At 69.8% G+C, this 18,748-nt stretch carries 17 protein-coding genes; 3 read left to right on the top strand and 14 right to left on the bottom strand.

Annotated features, from left to right (window positions below):
• Positions 1 to 5: 5 nt before the first annotated feature.
• The gene (locus Q0P88_RS00085) at positions 6 to 1,448 is read right to left on the bottom strand and encodes a helix-turn-helix domain-containing protein (protein ID WP_295010217.1); all 1,443 of its coding nucleotides are present in this window, start codon (positions 1,446 to 1,448) and stop codon (positions 6 to 8) included.
• A 108-nt stretch (positions 1,449 to 1,556) separates the two neighbouring features.
• Here Q0P88_RS00085 and Q0P88_RS00080 point away from each other — a divergent pair, with 108 nt between their 5' ends.
• The 3 genes from Q0P88_RS00080 to Q0P88_RS00070 all read left to right on the top strand — a co-directional run bounded on the left by Q0P88_RS00080 (position 1,557) and on the right by Q0P88_RS00070 (position 5,565).
• Positions 1,557 to 3,425: a phosphoenolpyruvate carboxykinase (GTP) gene (locus Q0P88_RS00080; RefSeq protein ID WP_295010215.1), complete on the top strand. Its 1,869-nt coding sequence runs from the start codon at positions 1,557 to 1,559 to the stop codon at positions 3,423 to 3,425.
• Between the two features lie 125 nt (positions 3,426 to 3,550).
• Positions 3,551 to 4,585 (top strand): S66 peptidase family protein, encoded by a 1,035-nt coding sequence (locus Q0P88_RS00075; protein ID WP_295010213.1) that lies wholly within the window; start codon positions 3,551 to 3,553, stop codon positions 4,583 to 4,585.
• Between the two features lie 29 nt (positions 4,586 to 4,614).
• On the top strand, positions 4,615 to 5,565 hold the full coding sequence (locus Q0P88_RS00070) for a hypothetical protein (protein ID WP_295010211.1): 951 nt from the start codon (positions 4,615 to 4,617) through the stop codon (positions 5,563 to 5,565).
• Between the two features lie 70 nt (positions 5,566 to 5,635).
• Here the strand turns inward: Q0P88_RS00070 and Q0P88_RS00065 are convergent, their stop codons facing one another.
• The 13 genes from Q0P88_RS00065 to sdhA all read right to left on the bottom strand — a co-directional run.
• Entirely contained in the window at positions 5,636 to 5,842 is a 207-nt protein-coding gene (locus Q0P88_RS00065; RefSeq protein WP_295010209.1) for an AsnC family protein, read from the bottom strand.
• Positions 5,843 to 5,909: 67 nt separating this feature from the next.
• Positions 5,910 to 7,364, bottom strand: a complete 1,455-nt coding sequence (locus tag Q0P88_RS00060; protein ID WP_295010207.1) for an MFS transporter — start codon at positions 7,362 to 7,364, stop codon at positions 5,910 to 5,912.
• Positions 7,365 to 7,583: 219 nt separating this feature from the next.
• Entirely contained in the window at positions 7,584 to 7,940 is a 357-nt protein-coding gene (locus tag Q0P88_RS00055; RefSeq protein ID WP_295010206.1) for a Fe-S protein, read from the bottom strand.
• Positions 7,941 to 8,031: 91 nt separating this feature from the next.
• Complete coding sequence (ribH, locus tag Q0P88_RS00050) at positions 8,032 to 8,505, bottom strand: 6,7-dimethyl-8-ribityllumazine synthase (RefSeq protein ID WP_295010205.1); 474 nt, start codon at positions 8,503 to 8,505, stop codon at positions 8,032 to 8,034.
• Positions 8,502 to 9,776, bottom strand: coding sequence for a GTP cyclohydrolase II (gene ribA, locus Q0P88_RS00045; RefSeq protein WP_295010204.1), 1,275 nt, complete (start codon positions 9,774 to 9,776; stop codon positions 8,502 to 8,504). Before ribA ends, ribH begins: the two co-directional genes overlap by 4 nt.
• Positions 9,773 to 10,444 (bottom strand): riboflavin synthase, encoded by a 672-nt coding sequence (locus Q0P88_RS00040; RefSeq protein ID WP_295010203.1) that lies wholly within the window; start codon positions 10,442 to 10,444, stop codon positions 9,773 to 9,775. The genes ribA and Q0P88_RS00040 overlap by 4 nt, the downstream gene beginning before the upstream one ends.
• Positions 10,444 to 11,493 carry a bifunctional diaminohydroxyphosphoribosylaminopyrimidine deaminase/5-amino-6-(5-phosphoribosylamino)uracil reductase RibD gene (ribD, locus tag Q0P88_RS00035; RefSeq protein WP_295010396.1) on the bottom strand — a complete coding sequence of 350 codons (1,050 nt, stop codon included), beginning with the start codon at positions 11,491 to 11,493 and terminating at the stop codon, positions 10,444 to 10,446. Before ribD ends, Q0P88_RS00040 begins: the two co-directional genes overlap by 1 nt.
• Before the next feature lie 281 nt (positions 11,494 to 11,774).
• Entirely contained in the window at positions 11,775 to 12,650 is an 876-nt protein-coding gene (locus tag Q0P88_RS00030) for an Fpg/Nei family DNA glycosylase (protein WP_295010202.1), read from the bottom strand.
• A 406-nt stretch (positions 12,651 to 13,056) separates the two neighbouring features.
• The gene (gene trpS, locus Q0P88_RS00025; RefSeq protein WP_295010201.1) at positions 13,057 to 14,061 is read right to left on the bottom strand and encodes a tryptophan--tRNA ligase; all 1,005 of its coding nucleotides are present in this window, start codon (positions 14,059 to 14,061) and stop codon (positions 13,057 to 13,059) included.
• Between the two features lie 91 nt (positions 14,062 to 14,152).
• Positions 14,153 to 14,992, bottom strand: a complete 840-nt coding sequence (locus Q0P88_RS00020; protein WP_295010200.1) for an exodeoxyribonuclease III — start codon at positions 14,990 to 14,992, stop codon at positions 14,153 to 14,155.
• A gap of 9 nt (positions 14,993 to 15,001) precedes the next feature.
• Positions 15,002 to 16,282, bottom strand: a complete 1,281-nt coding sequence (locus Q0P88_RS00015; protein WP_295010199.1) for a YihY/virulence factor BrkB family protein — start codon at positions 16,280 to 16,282, stop codon at positions 15,002 to 15,004.
• 86 nt (positions 16,283 to 16,368) lie between these two features.
• Positions 16,369 to 17,157, bottom strand: a complete 789-nt coding sequence (locus tag Q0P88_RS00010; RefSeq protein ID WP_295010198.1) for a succinate dehydrogenase iron-sulfur subunit — start codon at positions 17,155 to 17,157, stop codon at positions 16,369 to 16,371.
• Positions 17,157 to 18,748 (bottom strand): succinate dehydrogenase flavoprotein subunit (sdhA, locus tag Q0P88_RS00005; protein ID WP_295010197.1); only part of this gene is annotated, 1,592 nt, incomplete at its 5' end. The genes Q0P88_RS00010 and sdhA, both read right to left, overlap by 1 nt.

The raw sequence follows: 18,748 nt of genomic DNA, 5'->3' as shown, positions 1-18,748 counted from the left end.
GGGCGCTACTCCCCGGCGTGCCGGTCGAGGAAGCTGTACACCTCGTTGTCGTCGACGCCGGGGAACGCGCCACGGGGGAGCGGCGAGAACATGTGCGTGTGCACGCGGGCGCTCGGCCACGCCTTGCTCTTCCAGCGCTCGGTCATGCCGACCGGCGGACGGCGGCAGCACGCCTCGTCCGGGCAGGTCGACTGGGCGCGGACCGTCGTCTCGCGCCCGCGCCACCACCGCGCGTCGTCGAAGGGAACCCCGGCGGTGACGGAGAAGCCGCCGCCGTCCGTCGTCGATCCGGTCTGGGTCGAGCACCAGAACGTGCCGGAGGGGGTGTCGGTGTACTGGTAGTGCTCCGTCGTGCGGTTGCGCTGGTCGAAGGCCGCCCGCGCAGAGAACTTCCGGCACACGGTGAGACCTTCCACCGATCCCGTGACGTCCATCGGGAGCGGCAGGTCGTCGTTCTCGTAGACGCGGGTCAGGGCCCCAGACTCGTCGACGCGGAGGAAGTGCAGACGCATGTCCAGATGCGTCGTCATGAGGTTCGTCATGCGCATCGCCGCGGCCTCGTGGGTGACACCGAAGGCGTCGCGGAAGTCCTCCACGGCGAGGTTGCGGTCCTTCTTCGCCTGCTGCAGGAACGCGACGCCGGCCGTCTCCGGGATGAGGCAGCACGCCGCGTAGTAGTTGATCTCCAGGCGCTGCTGGAGGAAGTCGGCGTAGTCCGTGGGAGGGGTGTGGCCGAGCAGACGGTGCGCCATCGCCTGCAGCGCCATCGACCGGAGCCCGTGGCCGCCGGGGATGGAGGCGGGAGGCAGGTAGATCCGGCCGTGTTCGAGGTCGGTGACCGACCGGGTGGAGTGCGGAAGGTCGTCCACGTAGATGAGCTCGAAGCCCAGCTGCTCGGCCATGATGCTCACCGTGCGGTGCGTGAGGGCGCCCGAGGTGTGCCCTGCGCTCTTGAGCTGCCGCTCGGCGAGCGCTTCGATCTCGGGGAGGTGGTTGTCGAGCGCGCGCATCTTGAGACGCAGCTCGGTGTTGGCACGGCGGGCCTCCTCCGGCGTCGCGATCGCCTCGCGCTCCCGCCGGTGCAGTTCGCGGTGCAGGCCGAGGATCGACTCGATCGTCTCGTCCGGCATCCCCTTGCTGACACGCACCGGGGCGATGCCGAGCTGGCGGAACACCGAGCTCGACTGCGCCCTGTCGAGCTCGATCTCGAGCGCGGCCCGGCGGTTCGGCGGCTCGCCGGAGATGAGGTCGCTGACCTCGGTCCCGGTGGCGTCGGCGATGGCCTGCAGGAGGGAGAGCTTCGGCTCCCGCTTGCCGTTCTCGATGAGGCTGAGCTGGGACCCCGCGACACCGACGGCGGCACCCAGCTCGTCGAGCGTGAGCCCGCTGCGGGTGCGATGGTGACGGATGCGATGTCCGAGGGTCGTGAGCTCGAGTCCTGAAGCCATTCCTTGATCATATCGAAAGAAATAAGGTTCTTGAACTCGAACACGACGCGAAGAGTGCCCGATCTCGCCTCAGACTGGGTGTAACGCCCCACCATCAAAGGAGCAGACATGGCCATCGCCGAGACGTCCACCCCGCGGATCCCCTCTCTCGCCCCCGTGCGCGAGTTCGGGGCGGCCCCCGAGTACGACACCCCGGCCTTCGCCGAGCTGCGCGCGTGGGTCGACGAGATCGCCGCGCTCACCCAGCCGGCGCGGGTGCACTGGATCGATGGATCCGCTGCGGAGAACGACGCGCTGCTGCGCGAGCTCGTCGACGAGGGCAAGCTCATCAAGCTCAACCCCGAGTGGCGCCCTGGCTCGTACCTGGCGCGATCGCACCCGAGCGACGTCGCCCGGACCGAGGGGCGCACCTTCATCGCCTCGGAGCACGAGGCGGACGCCGGTCCGACGAACAACTGGGCGGATCCGGCAGAGATGCACGCGAAGATGGACGAGATCTTCGCAGGCTCCATGCGCGGCCGCACGATGTACGTCGTGCCGTTCTCGATGGGCGCCGTCGGCGGCCCGCTCTCGCACATCGGCGTTCAGGTCACGGACAGCGCCTACGCGGTCGCGTCGATCGGGATCATGACCCGCGTCGGTGCCGCCGTCACGCGGCAGATCGCACAGGGGGTGGACTGGGTGCGCACCGTGCACTCGGTTGGCGCCCCGCTCGCCGAGGGTGAGGCGGACACGACCTGGCCCTGCAACGACGAGAAGTGGATCGTGCACTTCCCCGACACGCTCGAGGTGTACTCGTTCGGCTCGGGCTACGGCGGCAACGCGATCCTCGCGAAGAAGTGCTTCGCACTGCGCATCGCATCGGTGATCGCCCGGGACGAGGGATGGCTCGCCGAGCACATGCTCCTCATCCGCGTGGTGTCGCCCGAGGGCAAGGCGTACCACGTCGCCGCGGCGTTCCCGTCGGCGTGCGGCAAGACGAACCTCGCGATGCTGCGCCCGACCATCCCCGGCTGGCGCGTGGAGACGCTCGGCGACGACATCACGTGGATCCGCCCCGGCGAGGACGGCCGCATGCACGCGATCAACCCCGAGGCGGGATTCTTCGGCGTCGCTCCCGGCACCGGGGAGTCGACCAACGTCACCGCGGTCGAGACGCTGTGGGGCAACACGATCTTCACGAACGTTGCGCTCCGCCCCGACGGCGACGTGTGGTGGGAGGGCCTGACCGACGAGGCTCCGGCGAACCTCGTCGACTGGGAGGGCAACGCGTGGACGCCGGATTCCGGCCGTCCGGCAGCGCACCCGAATTCGCGCTTCACGGTCTCCGCCGCCCAGTGCCCGCAGATCGCGGAGGACTGGGAGGACGCAGAGGGGGTGCCGCTCGACGTGATCCTGTTCGGCGGCCGACGTGCGACCAACGTCCCCCTCGTCGTCGAGGCGACCGACTGGAGCCACGGGGTCTTCCTCGGCGCCAACATCTCCTCCGAGCGCACCGCGGCCGCGGAGGGCACGGTGGGCGAGCTGCGTCGCGACCCCTTCGCCATGCTGCCGTTCTGCGGCTACAACATGGGCGACTACTTCGCGCACTGGCTGAAGATGGGTCGCGCCGTCCGCTTCGACAAGGCGCCCCGGATCTTCCAGGTCAACTGGTTCCGGCGCGGCGCCGACGGCCGCTTCCTGTGGCCCGGTTTCGGAGACAACGCGCGCGTGATCGACTGGATCATCCGTCGCATCGAAGGCGAGGTCGGCGCGGTCGACAGCCCGATCGGCCGCCTGCCGCGGATCGAGGATCTGAACCTCGACGGCGCGGACGTCTCGGATGAGGATCTCGCAGAGCTCTTCTCCATCGACACCGTCTCGTGGACCCGAGAGGCAGATTCGACCGAGGAGTTCTTCGCGACGTTCGGCGATCGCCTGCCGGCAGCGCTGACGAGCGAGCTCGCGTCGCTCCGGTACCGGCTCGCGAACGCGTAGACCGCCTCCGATCCCGCCCCGGTCGCCGAGCCGGGGCGGGATCGTCCTCGACGGGGAGCGACGGAGGATCCTGGCCGAGGACTCCTGCTGCCGTGTCCTCCTGCTTGCCCGCCTACGCTGGAACGATGTTGCATCCTCCGAAGGCGCGCCCCGGGGACCGCGTCGCGGTGTTGTCGCCCGCGTTCGCCGCGCCCGCGGCCTCGGCAGCGATCCATGAGCAGGCGATGCGCCGGCTGACGGAGCTCACGGGGCTCGTCCCCGTGGAGTACCCGACCACGCGTCGCCGAGATGCGCGGCCCGAGGACCGTGCGGCGGACGTGAACGCGGCGTTCGCGGACCACACGGTCCGCGCCATCATCGCGACCATCGGTGGCAGCGATCAGATCACCGTGACCCCGCATCTGGATCCGCAGCTCGCGCAGGCGGACCCGAAGCCGTTCCTGGGTTACAGCGACAACACGAACATCCTGAACTGGTTGTGGGTGCACGGGGTCGCCGCGTTCCACGGGGGATCGACGCAGGTGCATCTCGGGCCAGGGCCCGGGATCGACGACGTGCATGCACGCTCGCTGCGGGCCGCGCTCCTCGACGGCGCGCAGCTGGAGATCGTCGAGCCGGGCCTGTCGGAGGACGTCGGCCGGCGCTGGCATGACCCACTCGCCCTCACTCGGTTCGGCGAGCGTGAGGCGACGGAAGGCTGGACGTGGGCGGGCCCCCGTCGTCGCGTCGCCGGCCCGACGTGGGGCGGTTGTCTGGAAGTGCTCGTGCAGCTGGGGCTCGCCGGCCGCTTCCCTCCGGCGGAACGGCTCGACGGCTCGATCCTCCTCCTCGAGGCGAGCGAGCGCCTCACGTCTGCCGATTCGATCGCCGAACAACTGCGGGCGTACGGCGAGCGCGGTCTGCTCGGGCGAGTCTCGGGAGTGGTCGTCGCGCGTCCCCCCGTGAGTACGCACGAGTTCGAGCCCCCGCCTGCGCAGAGGCGCGCGCTGCGGGCGGCGCAGCGGGACGCGATCGTGGCCTCGCTGGCCCGATACAACTCCGAGGCGGTTGTCTGCGTGGGTGTGTCGTTCGGACACACGCGGCCGCAGTGGATCCTGCCGTACGGCGGGCGGATCGTCCTCGACGGAGAGCGACGGAGGATCCTGGCCGACTACTCCTGAGCGTCGGTGCCCTGTTCTAGGGTCGGGGCATGGACCTCGTCGACGAGCTGATGGACTCCGATCCTGCGATCCGCTGGCAGGTCCTCCGGGACCTCACGGACGCGAGCGAGGGGGAGGTCGCGGCCGAGCGCGCACGGGTGCCCGCAGAGGGCTGGGGTGCGCGGCTTCTCGGGGAACAGGCGGAGGATGGCCTGTGGGACGGCGGCGTATACCGGCCCGGCTGGGTCGACGGCTCGCGTCCGATGTTCGACGCCTGGACGGCCACGCACTTCAGCGTGCAGCAGCTCGCGGACTTCGGACCTGATCCGGCCGATCCGCGCGTGCGCGAAGCGGTGCGGCGGCTGCGCGAGCACGTGCGCTGGGACGTCGAGGGCGGCGCGAGCTACTTCGAGGGCGAGACGGAAGCCTGTGTCAACGGCGTCGTCCTGAGCAACGCGGCCTTCTTCGGGGAGCCCGGCGAGACCGTGCTCGGGAAGCTCCTGGCCGGGCAGCTCTCCGACGGCGGATGGAACTGCTGGGACGACCAGGGTGCGACGGTCTCGTCGCTGCACTCCACGATCTGCGTGCTCGAGGGGCTCTGGGCGTGGGAGCAGGCGACGGGCGGATCCGACGAAGTGCGTCGTGCCCGCCGGGCAGGGGAGGAGTACCTGCTGGAACGGAAGCTCTTCCGCCGTCGCAGCACGGGCGAGGTCATCGACCCGCGGTTCACCATGACCTCCTATCCGATGCGCTGGTTCTACGACGTGCTCCGTGCGCTCGACTACTTCCGTCAGGCGCGTCCCGAGGGCGACGACCGCTGCGCCGAAGCACTCGGGATGCTCCGTGCGAAGCGACGACCCGACGGGTGGTGGGCGCTGGAGAACACCCACGAGGGTCCGACGCTGTTCCGGATGGAGGGGGAGTTCGAAGGGTTCCGCAGCCGGTGGGTCACGCTGCGCGCGTTGCGCGTGCTGCGGGCCGCGGACCGCGCCGGACGCTGAGCCCGGCGCGGTCCGCGATCGGATCGTATCCGCGTCGGCGCACCGGCGTCGGATGGAGAGAGGGCGGCGCTCAGCGTCGCCCGAATCGGCGGTGCGCCGCCTGCCTCGTTGTGCCGAGCGCGCTCGCGATCGCCTGCCACGAATAGCCCGCGGCGCGCGCCCGGCGCACCTGCACCTCCTCGGCGCGGATGATGGCCGTGCGCGCCTCGACGAGGCGGTGGAGCTCGGCGAGGGGCTCGCCCTGCGGGTCGGTGGCCTGCGTGGTCTCGATGCTCATGAAGATCCCTCCTGATGTCAAAGTATGTTGACGCAAGGAGGGATCTGTCAAGCAATGTTGACGCTTCTCAGAGGACGGCGGAGACGCCCAGGTCGTCCTCGTAGTCGTGGTCCTTCGTCTCCGGGATGAGGAAGAGCGCGATCAGGGTCAGGACCGCCATCGCGGACAGGTAGATGCCGACCAATACGGGGGAGCCGTCCGCCAACTGCCACAGCCACACGGCGATGAGCGGGGCGACCGCCGCGCCGAGGATCGAGGAGACGTTGTAGGAAACGGCGGAGCCCGTGTAGCGCACGTTCGTCGGGAACAGCTCCGGCAGCAGAGCGCCCATCGGCCCGAACGTCGTGCCCATGAGCAGGAAGCCCAAGATGAGGAACGACTGGGTCAGGATCACGGCGAACGGCTCGCCGGCGTGCTGGCCGAGGAAGAACGGGAACGTGAAACCGAACAGGATGATCGCGATGGTCGTCCAGATCAGGAGCTTGCGGCGACCGATCCGGTCCGCCCAGGGGCCCGACAGGAGCGTGAAGATGCCGAAGAACACGACGCCGATGATCTGCATGACGACGAAGTCGGTGTACCCGAAGCCCTGCCCAGGGTAGAACTGCGCGGCGAAGGCCGCGGGGTCGAACGGCTTGCCGCCGGCCTCGGCTGCCTTCTGCGCGGCGGCGCTCGCGAGCTCGAGCGAGAATGGCTTAGTTCCGAAGGACAGGGTGAAGTTCGTCATCAGGTAGAACAGCACGTACGTCGCGAGCATGACGAAAGTGCCCAGGATCAGGTGCTTCCAGTGATGACGGAACACTGTCGCGAGGGGCAGCTTGCGGATGGTCCCGCTCGTCTCCGCGCGCTTGAACGTGTCGGACTCGACCAGCCGCAGACGAACCCAGAGGCCGATGATCACCATGACGGCCGAGAACAGGAACGGAACGCGCCAGCCCCAGCTGAGGAACGCCTCCGACTTGAGTGCGGGGTTCGTCGCGTGCGGAAGCAGCGCGTTGATGATGAGGAACAGCCCGTTCGCGATGATGAAGCCGAGCGGAGCGCCCAGCTGCGGGAACGATCCGTACCAGGCGCGCTTGCCGGCCGGCGCGTTCTCCGTGGCAACCAGCGCAGCCCCCGACCACTCCCCGCCGAGGGCGAAGCCCTGCGCCAGGCGCAGGATAAGCAGCAGGAGCGCGGCCCACCAGTTTATCTGCGCGAACGTGGGCAGCAGGCCGATGAGGAACGTGGCGATGCCCATCGTCAGCAGCGACGCGACGAGCGTGGCCTTGCGGCCGTAGCGATCGCCGAAGTGGCCGAAGACCATCGCGCCGATGGGGCGCGCGACCATCGCGGCGCCGAACACGCCGAACGAGGCGAGCAGGGCCGTCGTGTCGTTCCCGGTGGGGAAGAACAGGATGGGGAACACCAGCACCGCGGCGGTCGCGTAGACGTAGAAGTCGTAGAACTCGATCGTGGTCCCGATGAGACTGGCGAGGATCACCCGCGATCGTGGATTGGCGGGTGCGGTGGCGGTGCTCATGCGGTTCTCCGTCGTATCGAGGTGCGGTTCCCTGTGTGATCCCGGTATCTCGGGCAGGGGGAGTCTACGCCCGGCGTTCAGCGGACACACAGGTTGACACGCGTCGGCGTCCGAGTGCGACCGCGGAAGTCTCCGTCACGACGAACGCGGGATCCGTGAGGTCGGATCCCGCGTTCGTCGAGGCAGTCGCGGTGACGCGGCCGCGTCACCGGATCGAGGTCACCAGATGGCGGCGATGCCCGCGTTGACCGCGGTGAGCACACCGATGCCCCAGAAGAGGACGGGCGCGACCGCCTGACCGCGCTTCTGACGTGCGGAGCCGATGCCGAGGAGGGCGCCGATGATCAAGAGGATCACAAGCTTGGTGCCCAGCTTGGCGTAGTTCAGATGGACCCCCTCCGGCAGACCCCAGGGTGCGGCGAGCGCGAGACCCGCGATCGCCGCGATGGTCATGCCCACGCTCATGAGTCCGGTCACCTGCTTCTTGCCGCCGAATGCCTGCACGGCCCACGCGCCGAAGAGGATCGCGAAGCCGATGAGGTGGACGAACAGCACGATGTGGCGCAGGATTTCCATGCCATCAGGCTAGGGCCGTGCGCGCCGGAGCGCCAGCAAGGCGTGCCTCAGCCGGTGGGCCCGGGAGCTGAGGCACGCCTTCGGGTGCAGTTCAGCCGCGCAGCGACCGGATCACCTGGGCCGTGCGCAGAGCGGCGTCGGCGGCCTCGGCGCCCTTGTCCTCCTTGGAGCCAGGAAGGCCCGCGCGATCGAGCCCCTGCTGCTCGTCGTCCAGCGTGAGTACACCGAATCCGACCGGCTTGCCCGCGTCCAGCGCCACGCGGGTGAGACCGTCGGTCGTCGCCGCCGACACGTACTCGAAGTGCGGGGTGCCACCGCGGATGATCACGCCGAGCGCGACGACGGCATCGGCACCGCCCGCGAAGGCGGCCTGGGCGGCGACCGCGAGTTCGAAGGATCCGGGCACCCGCACGAGACGGTGGTTCGCCCCGGTCTCCTCGAGCACGCGCTGCGCGCCCGCGATGAGACCGTTCGTGATCGTGTCGTGCCAGGTGCCGGCGACGATGACGACGTTCAGTCCGCTCGCGTCGAATCCTCCGGTGGTGGGTGCTCCTGCACCGCTCATGCGTGGTCCTTTCCGTGCTCCGCGGTCTGCGCCAACGCCGCGGCGAGTTCCGCCTCGCCGATGATGTGTCCCATGCGGTCGCGCTTGGTTTCGAGGTACTGGTGGTTGTTCGGGCCGACGCCGACGATCAGCGGGACCTGCTCGACGACGTCGAGTCCGAGTTCGCGCAGCTGCACGACCTTGTCGGTGTTGTTCGTGAGCAGGCGCACCTTCGAGACGCCGAGATCGCTGAGGATGCCGGCCGCGGCGGCGTAGTCGCGCGCGTCCGCCGGGAGGCCCAGCGCGAGGTTCGCGTCCACGGTGTCGAGCCCCTCCTCCTGCAGGCTGTACGCACGCAGCTTGTTGATGAGACCGATCCCGCGTCCCTCGTGACCGCGCATGTAGATGACGATGCCGCCCTCCTGCTCGATCGCGTCGAGCGCCGCGTCGAGCTGCGGTCCGCACTCGCACTTCAGGGAGCCGAACGCCTCGCCCGTCAAGCACTCGGAGTGCACCCGCACGAGCGCGGTCTCGGTCGGCTCTCCGGACACCACCGCGACATGATCGGTACCGGTCACCCGGTCCTTGTAGGCGAGGAAGCGGAAGACGCCGTGCGTGGTCGGGACGGTCGCATCGGCGCGCAGGCTCACCCGACGGCGCGGAGGGACGGCGGCGTCCGCCGGCTCGTGCTCGTTGAGGTACGCGATGAGCTGTTCGATCGTGATGACAGGGATCCCGTCCCGCGCACCGAGCTCCTGCAGACCCGGGAGGCGCATCATGCTGCCGTCTTCCGCGACCACCTCGGCGATCGCGCCCACCGGGGGCAGACCCGCGAGCCGCATCAGCTCGACCGCGGCTTCCGTGTGACCGCTGCGTTCGCGGACGCCGCCGTCGACCGCGCGCAGCGGCAGGACGTGGCCCGGACGGATGAGGTCGGACGGAGTCGACTCCGCACTCGCCAGGACGTTGAGCGTGTGCGCCCGGTCGGCGGCGCTGATCCCCGTCGTGACGCCGCGGGCGGCGTCCACGCTGATCGTGTAGGCCGTGCCGCGCGCATCCTCGTTCGCCGCGACCATGGGAGGCAGGTCGAGGGCGTCGGCCACGTCGGCGGGCATCGGTGCGCAGAGATACCCCGACGTCCAGCGCACGGTCCAGGCGATCCACTCCGGGGAGGCGAGCGCGGCGGAGAGGATGACGTCGCCCTCGTTCTCGCGGTTCTCGTCGTCCGCGACGAGGACGGGACGTCCGGCGCGGAGCGACTCCAGCGCCTCTTCGATGGTGGAAAGGCTCATCGCGAGCCTCCTTCCGATGTCGCGGCGCGGTCGGCGCCGGCGTCTGCGGTCCGGAACGCGAGCAGTCGCTCGACGTGCCGGGCGAGGATGTCGGTCTCCAGGTTCACGCGGTCGCCCGGAACGAGCGCACCGAGCGTGGTCGCCCCCAGGGTCTCCGGGATGAGCGAGACCTCGAACCAGTCGGCGGCCGATGCTCCGTCCGTCGCCGACGGCGGGCTCACCGCACTGACCGTCAGGGACGTGCCGTCGACCGCGATCGACCCCTTGTCGACGACGAGGGGCGCCAGCTCATGCGGCAGCGAGATCCGCAGCACGCTCCACTGCGCGCCGGGGCGCACCTCCTGCACCACGCCGATGCCGTCGACATGACCCTGGACGATGTGGCCGCCGAGCCGCGCGCCGACTGGCATCGCCTTCTCGATGTTGACGCGCGAGCCGACCACCGCATCGGCCAGAGCGGCGACGTCGAGCGTCTGCTTCATGACGTCGGCGTCGAAGGTCTCCGTGGTCGAACCGACCACGGTCAAACACACGCCGCCGACGGCGATCGACTCGCCGTGCACGGCACCGGAGGCCGCTCGCGGCGCGCGCACCGTGAGGCGCCAGCCGTCTCCCGACGACGAGATCGCCGTGATCTCGCCGATTTCCTCGATGATTCCGGTGAACATCAGGATCCTCCTTCGTTCCGGGATGTGTTCTCGTCCGACGGCAGGGTTCGGGCGATCGCCAGCAGATCCGGGCCCAGCGGCAGCCACTCGTCGACGACGAGGCGGTGCGCCTCGTCGATCGAGGTCACTCCGATGTCGGTGAGCGCGAGCCGCGGGCCCCCGAGCAGGACCGGGGCGACGTACGCGAGGACCTGGTCGGCGAGGCCCGCGGCGACGAATGCGCTCGCCAGGGTCGGACCCCCCTCGACGAACACGCGCTGGACGCCGCGCTCCCGCAGCTCCGCGAGCACCGCGTCGAGCTCGTGACCGGAGTAGAACAGGGGGGTGTGCGGGTGCCGGCGCACGGCCGCGTCGGCCGGTGTCGTCCGCGTGCCGATCACGACGGGGATCGGCTGGTGGGGGAGCAGCGCGTCGCCGTCGCGCGCGGTGAGCGCGGGGTCGTCGGCGAGCACCGTGCCGGTGCCCACGACGATGGCGTCCGCGGCGGCGCGGCGGCGGTGCACGTCGGCCCGTGCCTCGGGGCCGGTGATCCACTGGCTGGATCCGTCCGCCGCGGCGGCGCGGCCGTCCAGACTCTGCGCCCACTTCACGGTGACGTGCGGGCGCCCCGCGCGCTGCACCGTCAGCCAGTCTCCGATGAGCGCCTCCGCCGCATCGGCCTGCTCCCCGGACTCGACATCGATGCCAGCCGCGCGCATCCGCTCTGCGCCGCCGCCGGAGACGACTCCCGGATCGTCCAGCGCGTACACGACGCGGGCGACGCCGGCATCGATGAGGGCCTGTGCGCACGGTCCGGTGCGGCCGGTGTGGTTGCAGGGCTCGAGCGTGACCACGGCCGTCGCGCCGCGGAGCTGCTCCGGAGCGAGCTTCGAGAGCGCGTCGACCTCGGCGTGGGGCGTGCCGGATCCGCGATGCCACCCGTCGGCGAGCATCTCGCCGCTCGGGGAGAGGATCACGGCACCGACCTGCGGATTCAGGCCACGGGGACCACGGCGCGCGATCTCGAGAGCGCGCGCCATCGCTGCGCGCTCTGCCGCTGTCGCCGTCATGTCGCCTTCTTCGTCCTCGTCCAGGGAGTCGGGGTTGGGCACGACGATCGTGCGTGCTTCCTCTTATCCGGACTCGCAAGCTCTCGCTCGCATCACCGTCGGTCCCGGAATTCCACCGGATCGGCCTCGGATCCGTGTCGGATCCTCGGTTCGCGGACTCTCACCGCCGGTTCGGATTCTCACCGACCCCGGAGCACGTTGTGTTGCTCTCAGTTTAGTCAACGCGACGGTTCCGGTTTCATTCCGGCGGATGCATCTATGACCTCCCGTGTCGCGGTCGGCTACTTCAGCAGCCGGGACAGTCGCCGGTCCGCGAGCACCTTGCCGCCGGTCTGACAGGTGGGACAGTACTCGAGCGAGCGGTCGGCGAAGAACACGCTGCGCACCGTGTCGCCGCAGACGGGACAGGCCTCGCCCCGGCGGGCGTGCACCTGCATGCCGCGCCTCTTCGCGTCCTTGAGGTCGGCCGGCGGCTTCCCGCTCGCGGCGGCGACAGCCTCGCGCAGCGTGGTCTGCATCGCGTCGTACAGGAGCGTCACGTCACCGTCGCCGAGGCCTCCGGCGGGTGCGTACGGCGACATCCGGGCGGCATGCAGGATCTCGTCGGAGTAGGCGTTGCCGATGCCGCCGATCACGCCCTGGTCGCGCAGCAGCCCCTTGATCTGCGTGCGCCGGCCCTCGAGCAGCGCGGCGAATGCGTCACGGGTGAACGCCGGATCCAGCGGATCCGGCCCGAGTCGGGCGATTCCGGGGACCTCGGCCGGATCCCGCACGACGTACACGGCGAGGGACTTCTTCGAGCCGGCCTCGGTGAGGTCGAACCCGCTGCCGTCGTCGAACGCGACGCGCAGCGCGATCGGAGACTTCCCGGGCCGGATCAGGGTGGTCGGCAGGGCGTCGTGCCAGCGCAGCCAGCCGGCCTTGGCGAGGTGGAACACGAGGTGCAGCCCCGGCTCCGCGGCGCTCTCCAACGTCAGATCCAGGAACTTGCCGTGCCGCGTCGCCGCACGGACAGTGGACCCGGACAGCGCCGTCACCGGCGGGTCGTAGGTCTTGAGTGCGGAGATCGCCGACACGGACGCGCGCGTGACCGTCAGCCCGACCGCGCGCTCGGCGAGGAAGTCGACCAGCCCCTGCACCTCTGGCATCTCCGGCATGGGAACATCCTGCCACCGGAGGACGACATCGGGCAGCGCGGCGTGTCCCAGGGCGGCAGCGCGTGCGTCGGGCGCCGGCCGAGGTATCAGCCGAGGTCGAGCGGCCGTCGCCGACCACGGCACGCCAGGTGAGGCGCGCGAGCGCCGACATCGACGCGATCGCCGAGGCGTGTCAGGATCCGGAGATCCCGGTTCCATTGGCTCAGCCCAGGGCCACGCCGGGCGGGTTCCTCGGCGCCCGTGCTGCGGGACTCCGTCGATGCGCCGTTGCCGGCCGGAACGGCGCCGCGCTGCTCCGAGCTCAGTCGGATTCGGAGGACAGAGTCCGGCAACGCCGAACGGGGCCGGATCGACCGAGCTCGGCACCCAGCTGTCGGGCCGATGGGGCTGGCCGGGCTTTCGCAGGTCAGGCGCGGCGGAGCAGACCCACCCGGTCGTACACGTCGGCCAGGGTGCGATCGGCGACCTCGTCGGCCTTGGCGGCGTTCGCGGCGAGGATCCGGTCGAGTTCCGCAGGGTCCGCGAGCAGATCGTTCGCCCGCTGGCGTACCGGGCCGAACTCGTCGACCACGACCTCCGCGAGACCCTTCTTGAAGTCCCCGTACCCGCGGCCGGCGTACTCGTCCTCGATGGCCGAGATCTGGCGCCCGGTCAGGGCGGCGTAGATGGTGAGCAGGTTCGAGACGCCGGGCTTGTTCTCGCGGTCGTAGCGCACGGATCCCTCGTTGTCGGTCACGGCGCGCATGATCTTCTTGGCCGACTTCGCCGGATCGTCCAGCAACCACAGCACCCCGGCGTCCGACTCCGCCGACTTCGACATCTTGGAGGTGGGGTTCTGCAGGTCGTAGATGCGGGCGGTGTCCTTCTGGATCACGGGGTTCGGCACGACGAACGTCTCGCCGAAGCGCGCGTTGAAGCGCTCCGCGAGGTCGCGGGTCAGCTCGACGTGCTGCTTCTGGTCGTCGCCCACGGGCACGACGTCGGTCTGGTACAGCAGGATGTCCGCGGCCATCAGCACGGGGTAGGTGAAGAGACCGACCGAGGTCGCGTCGGCGCCGAACCGGCTCGACTTGTCCTTGAACTGCGTCATCCGCCCGGCCTCGCCGAAGCCCGTGATCGTGGAGAGGATCCACGCCAGCTCCGCGTGCGCCCGCACGTGCGACTGCACGTAGAGCGTCGACTGGGACGGCTCGATGCCGGCCGCGATGTACTGCGCTGCCGTGCGACGGGTCTTCTCCCGGAGTTCAGCCGGATCCTGCGGGACCGTGATCGCGTGCAGGTCGACGACCGAGAAGAACGCGTCGTAGGAGCTCTGCAGATCCCGCCACTGCAGGAGCGCCCCGATGTAGTTGCCGGCCTGGAGGGAGTCGGCGGAGGGCTGCATTCCGGAGTAGAGGCGGGGCTTGGTCACCCGTCAATCCTACGGCGGCACGACGGCGGGTCCGACCGCCCGGGCGCGGTGCCAGGCCGTGGTGCCAGGGCGCGGTACCCGGTGGGGCGCGTCAGTAGGTGTAGTCGACGAGGACCGGGGTGTGGTCACTCCACCTCTCGGCGTAGGTCGCTGCGCGCGCGACACGGTAGTTCGACGCCCGCGCCGCGAGTGGGGCGGTGGCGAGGTGGTAGTCGATGCGCCACCCTGCGTCGTTGTCGAAGGCCTGTCCGCGCATGGTCCACCACGTGTAGGGGCCGTCCACCTCGCCGTGCGCGGCACGACCCACGTCTACCCAGCCGAGACCGGGACCGACGGATCCGTCCACCCCGGTGATCTGCTCGCCCGAGGCTCCCAGGAACCGGTCGAAGTAGGCGCGCTCGCGCGGAAGGAACCCTGCTTTGGTCCGATTGCCCTTCCAGTTGCGGATGTCGAGCTCTCGATGGCCGACGTTCAGGTCTCCCGTGACCAGCGCGAGGGCGCCATCGGCACCGAGCTCGCCCATCCGGGTGGTCATCGCGTCGAGGAACTTCCACTTCTCGAGCTGTTTCGGGGTGTCCGCCTCGCCGCTGTGCACGTAGGCGCTGACGACGGTGAGCGGGACGCCGCCGAGATCGAAATCGGCCTCGAGCCACCGGCCCTTCGAATCGAAATCGTCCGGCCCGAGGGCCGTGCGCGACGTGAGCGCGGGTTCGCGGCTGAGCACGGCGACCCCCGCACGGCCCTTGGCCGTCGCCTCGTCGTGCAGGATCGACCACTCCGGGAACGCCGCCTCGAGATGCTCGTCCTGCGCGCGAACCTCCTGCAAAGTGAGCACATCGACGCCCGCATCGTCGAGCCAGCCGTGTATCCCGTTGCGGACGGCGGCGCGGATGCCGTTGACGTTGACCGTGGCGATACGCAGATGGGGCATGGATCCAGCCTAACGAGGGCCCCCGACATCGCCGGATCCGCGGCGTGCGCGGCGACCCAGGGCCGATCGTGCGGGTGGGGCCACGGGGTCGGGAACCGAGGGTCGCGCGGCGCCGCGGCGCGGGCCCTCCAGGAACAGACCGAGCAGCCCCTCCTCCTGCGTCGGCGGGGTGGCGGCGGCCTCGTCGGCGAGCGCATCGCCCCACTCCTCGCGCGCCGAGCGCAGCTCGCGCGCCGTCGAGCGACGACGCCACCACGGTGCGGTCTCGTAGGCGTGCTCGGCGCGCCGCAGACGCACGTCGGCGGCCAGCACGAGAGCGGCCAGCTCCGCGCGGCGGGCGGCGTCCTCGTCCACCTCCTGCAGCGGCTGGTCGCGATCCTCCGCGGTGAGCGCGATCCATGCGGCGGCCACGAGGATGACGACCGAGACCCACCGGCACCACAACAGCATCGCCACGACGACCGCGAACGTCGCCAGCAGGGGATTGCCGGGAGTGTGCGTGAGCAGCAGACCCGCGCCGAGCTGCAGCACGACGATCGCGCCCCCGCCGAGCATCGCGCCGGGGAGGATCGTGCGCCATGCGAGCCTGGTCCCGGTGAGGAAGCGCACCAGGAGCGCGATCGCGGCGGAGTCGATCGCGAACATGACCACGACAGATGCGGCCCGGGTGAGCAGGTCGAAGAGCGTCGCGCCCGGATGCCAGCCGAGCAGATCGAAGATCTGGCGCAGCGCCCAGACGCCGGCGAAGCCGAGCACGGATCCGATGAGCAGAGCCAGGCCGAACAGGGCCCCCGCGGCGCCGTCGCGCAGCTTCAGCAGCACGAAGCTGCGGTTGTCGTAGGGCAGCCCGAAGATGTCGCGCACGGCGCGTCGGGTGAAGGTCACCGCGGTGACCCCCGTCCAAGCGACGACGAGAGCGGCGACGATCCCCGTGATGCTCAGCACGCTGCTCGCATCGGAGGCGAGCGACTGCACGTCGTCGGGATGGACGAGACCCTTGTCGCTCACGATCCCGGGGATGTAGCTGTTCGCGATGGCCGTGAGCACCGCGATCGCCCGCGTGCTGCCGCCGAGCCAGAGCCCCGCCGACGCGAACGCGATGTAGAGCAGACCGAACACCGCGAAGAGGCCCTGGTAGCTCATGCCCGCGGAGAGGAGGAAGCCGTTGCGCTGCAGGAAGCGGCGCCAGACACGGATCGGGAACGCGCGCATGGTGCGCCGGGTGAGCGCCGCCGCACGCTCGATCGGTGCCTCCAGCCGCGCCCTCAGCTCCGATTCGGATTCCGCCACGCCCTCACCCTAGCGATCCCGTCGCCGCTCCCGGACATGCGAAGAGGCGCCCCCCGGCAGGGAAGGGCGCCTCTTCGCATGTCCGGTCAGGGGCGGCCGCGCAGGACCGCCTGCTTGACCTCGGCGATGGCCTTGGTGACCTCGATGCCACGAGGGCACGCCTCGGTGCAGTTGAAGGTCGTACGGCAGCGCCACACACCCTCCTTGTCGTTGAGGATGTCCAGCCTCACGTCCGCGGCGTCGTCGCGGGAATCGAAGATGAAGCGGTGCGCGTTCACGATCGCGGCGGGACCGAAGTACTGCCCGTCGGTCCAGAACACGGGGCACGAGGAGGTGCACGCGGCGCAGAGGATGCACTTGGTCGTGTCGTCGAAGCGCTCGCGCTGCACGATCGACTGGGTGCGCTCCTTGCCCTTCTCGGGCTCGGACGCCGCGAGCAGGAACGGCTTCACCTCGCGGTACGCGGCGAAGAACGGGTCCATGTCGACGACGAGGTCCTTCTCGAGCGGCAGGCCCTTGATGGCCTCGACGTAGATCGGCTTGGAGATGTCCAGGTCCTTGATCAGCGTCTTGCAGGCGAGACGGTTGCGCCCGTTGATCCGCATCGCGTCGGATCCGCAGACGCCGTGGGCGCAGGAGCGGCGGAACGTGAGCGAGCCGTCCACCTCCCACTTGATCTTGTGCAGGGCGTCGAGCACGCGGTCGGTGGCGTACAGCTCGACGTCGTAGTCGACCCAGTGCGGCTCGCTGTCGACCTCGGGATCGAAGCGGCGGATGTTGAACGTGACGAGGAACGACTGCACCCCGGAGTCCTGCTCGGTGACCTCGGGCTCGATCAGGTCTTCCCGGACCTCTTCCACGACGTCGGCGGACATCAGTACTTCCTCTCCATCGGCGGGTAGTTGTACTCGCCCTTGTCGTTCTTCGTGAACACGACGGGCTTCCAGTCCAGGCGGATGTGGTCGCTCGGCGTCGACGAGTGCGGGTCGCCGGTCAGGTACGCCATCGTGTGCTTCATGTAGTTCTCGTCGTCGCGCTTCGGGAAGTCGTCGCGCATGTGGCCGCCGCGGCTCTCCTCGCGGTTCTGCGCCGCGTAGACGACGACCTCCGCGATGTCGAGGAGGAAACCGAGCTCCACGGCCTCGAGCAGATCGGTGTTGAACCGCTGACCCTTGTCGTCGACGTGCACGTTCTTGTACCGCTCGCGCAGCTCGGCGATGACACCGAGGACGTGTTCGAGGGACTCGTGCGTCCGGAACACCTGGGCGCCCTTGTCCATCTCGTCCTGCAGCTTCTTGCGCAGCACCGCGATCCGCTCGGTGCCCGCGTTGTTGCGCAGGCCCTCCAGCATCTCCTTGACCGCGGTCTCCGGCGCCTCGGGGAGGGGCAGGAACTCGACGGTCTTGACGTACTCGACCGCGTTGCGGCCTGAGCGCTTGCCGAACACGTTGATGTCGAGCAGCGAGTTGGTGCCGAGGCGGTTCGCGCCGTGCACCGAGACGCAGGCGCACTCGCCGGCGGCGTAGAGGCCCGGCACGACCGTGTCGTTGTCCGCGAGCACCTCTCCGCTGTTGTTGGTGGGGATCCCGCCCATCGCGTAGTGCGCGGTCGGCATCACGGGCACCGGCTCGACGACCGGGTCCACGCCCAGGTAGGTCCGGGCGAACTCGGTGATGTCGGGGAGCTTGGTCTCCAGCACCTCGGCGCCCAGGTGCGTGCAGTCGAGCAGCACGTAGTCCTTGTGCGGCCCGGCGCCCCGGCCCTCCGCGACCTCCTGCACCATGCAGCGCGCGACGATGTCGCGGGGGGCGAGGTCCTTGATCGTGGGGGCGTAGCGCTCCATGAAGCGCTCTCCGGACGCGTTGCGCAGGATCGCTCCCTCACCGCGCGCACCCTCGGTGAGGAGGATGCCCAGACCCGCGAGCCCGGTCGGGTGGAACTGGAAGAACTCGAGGTCCTCCAGCGGCAAGCCCTTGCGCCACACGATGCCGACGCCGTCGCCCGTGAGCGTGTGCGCGTTGGAGGTGGTCTTGAAGATCTTGCCGAAGCCGCCCGTGGCGAAGATGACGGCCTTGGCGTGGAACACGTGCAGTTCGCCCGTGGCCAGGTCGTACGCGACGACGCCGGCGATGCCGGTCTTGCCCTCGTCGTCCTTCACCGTGATGAGGTCGAGCACGTAGAACTCGTTGAAGAAGTTGATGCCGAGCTTCACGCAGTTCTGGAACAGCGTCTGCAGGATCATGTGGCCGGTGCGGTCGGCGGCGTAGCACGCGCGGCGGACCGGGGTCTTGCCGTGCTCCGCGGTGTGACCGCCGAAACGACGCTGGTCGATCTTGCCCTCGGGCGTGCGGTTGAACGGCAGGCCCATGTTCTCGAGGTCGATGACGGCGTCGATCGCCTCCTTGGCGAGAATCTCCGCCGCGTCCTGGTCGACGAGGTAGTCGCCGCCCTTGACGGTGTCGAAGG

This window comes from uncultured Microbacterium sp., from assembly GCF_945952435.1.
In the GTDB taxonomy this organism is placed as follows: domain Bacteria; phylum Actinomycetota; class Actinomycetes; order Actinomycetales; family Microbacteriaceae; genus Microbacterium.
The sequence above is the reverse complement of the archived record's forward strand: the minus strand, read 5'-3'. Positions and strand labels throughout refer to the sequence as shown.

Excerpts from the sequence above, each read along its gene's own strand:
- Q0P88_RS00085 (WP_295010217.1), bottom strand. The coding sequence starts at position 1,448 with ATGGCTTCAGGACTCGAGCTCACGACCCTCGGACATCGCATCCGTCAC.
- Q0P88_RS00030 (WP_295010202.1), bottom strand. The coding sequence starts at position 12,650 with ATGCCGGAGATGCCAGAGGTGCAGGGGCTGGTCGACTTCCTCGCCGAG.
- Q0P88_RS00020 (WP_295010200.1), bottom strand. The coding sequence starts at position 14,992 with ATGCCCCATCTGCGTATCGCCACGGTCAACGTCAACGGCATCCGCGCC.
- ribD (WP_295010396.1), bottom strand. The coding sequence starts at position 11,493 with ATGACGGCGACAGCGGCAGAGCGCGCAGCGATGGCGCGCGCTCTCGAG.
- Q0P88_RS00075 (WP_295010213.1), top strand. The coding sequence starts at position 3,551 with ATGTTGCATCCTCCGAAGGCGCGCCCCGGGGACCGCGTCGCGGTGTTG.
- Q0P88_RS00070 (WP_295010211.1), top strand. The coding sequence starts at position 4,615 with ATGGACCTCGTCGACGAGCTGATGGACTCCGATCCTGCGATCCGCTGG.
- ribH (WP_295010205.1), bottom strand. The coding sequence starts at position 8,505 with ATGAGCGGTGCAGGAGCACCCACCACCGGAGGATTCGACGCGAGCGGA.
- Q0P88_RS00080 (WP_295010215.1), top strand. The coding sequence starts at position 1,557 with ATGGCCATCGCCGAGACGTCCACCCCGCGGATCCCCTCTCTCGCCCCC.
- Q0P88_RS00010 (WP_295010198.1), bottom strand. The coding sequence starts at position 17,157 with ATGTCCGCCGACGTCGTGGAAGAGGTCCGGGAAGACCTGATCGAGCCC.
- Q0P88_RS00060 (WP_295010207.1), bottom strand. The coding sequence starts at position 7,364 with ATGAGCACCGCCACCGCACCCGCCAATCCACGATCGCGGGTGATCCTC.
- ribA (WP_295010204.1), bottom strand. The coding sequence starts at position 9,776 with ATGAGCCTTTCCACCATCGAAGAGGCGCTGGAGTCGCTCCGCGCCGGA.
- Q0P88_RS00065 (WP_295010209.1), bottom strand. The coding sequence starts at position 5,842 with ATGAGCATCGAGACCACGCAGGCCACCGACCCGCAGGGCGAGCCCCTC.
- Q0P88_RS00055 (WP_295010206.1), bottom strand. The coding sequence starts at position 7,940 with ATGGAAATCCTGCGCCACATCGTGCTGTTCGTCCACCTCATCGGCTTC.
- Q0P88_RS00040 (WP_295010203.1), bottom strand. The coding sequence starts at position 10,444 with ATGTTCACCGGAATCATCGAGGAAATCGGCGAGATCACGGCGATCTCG.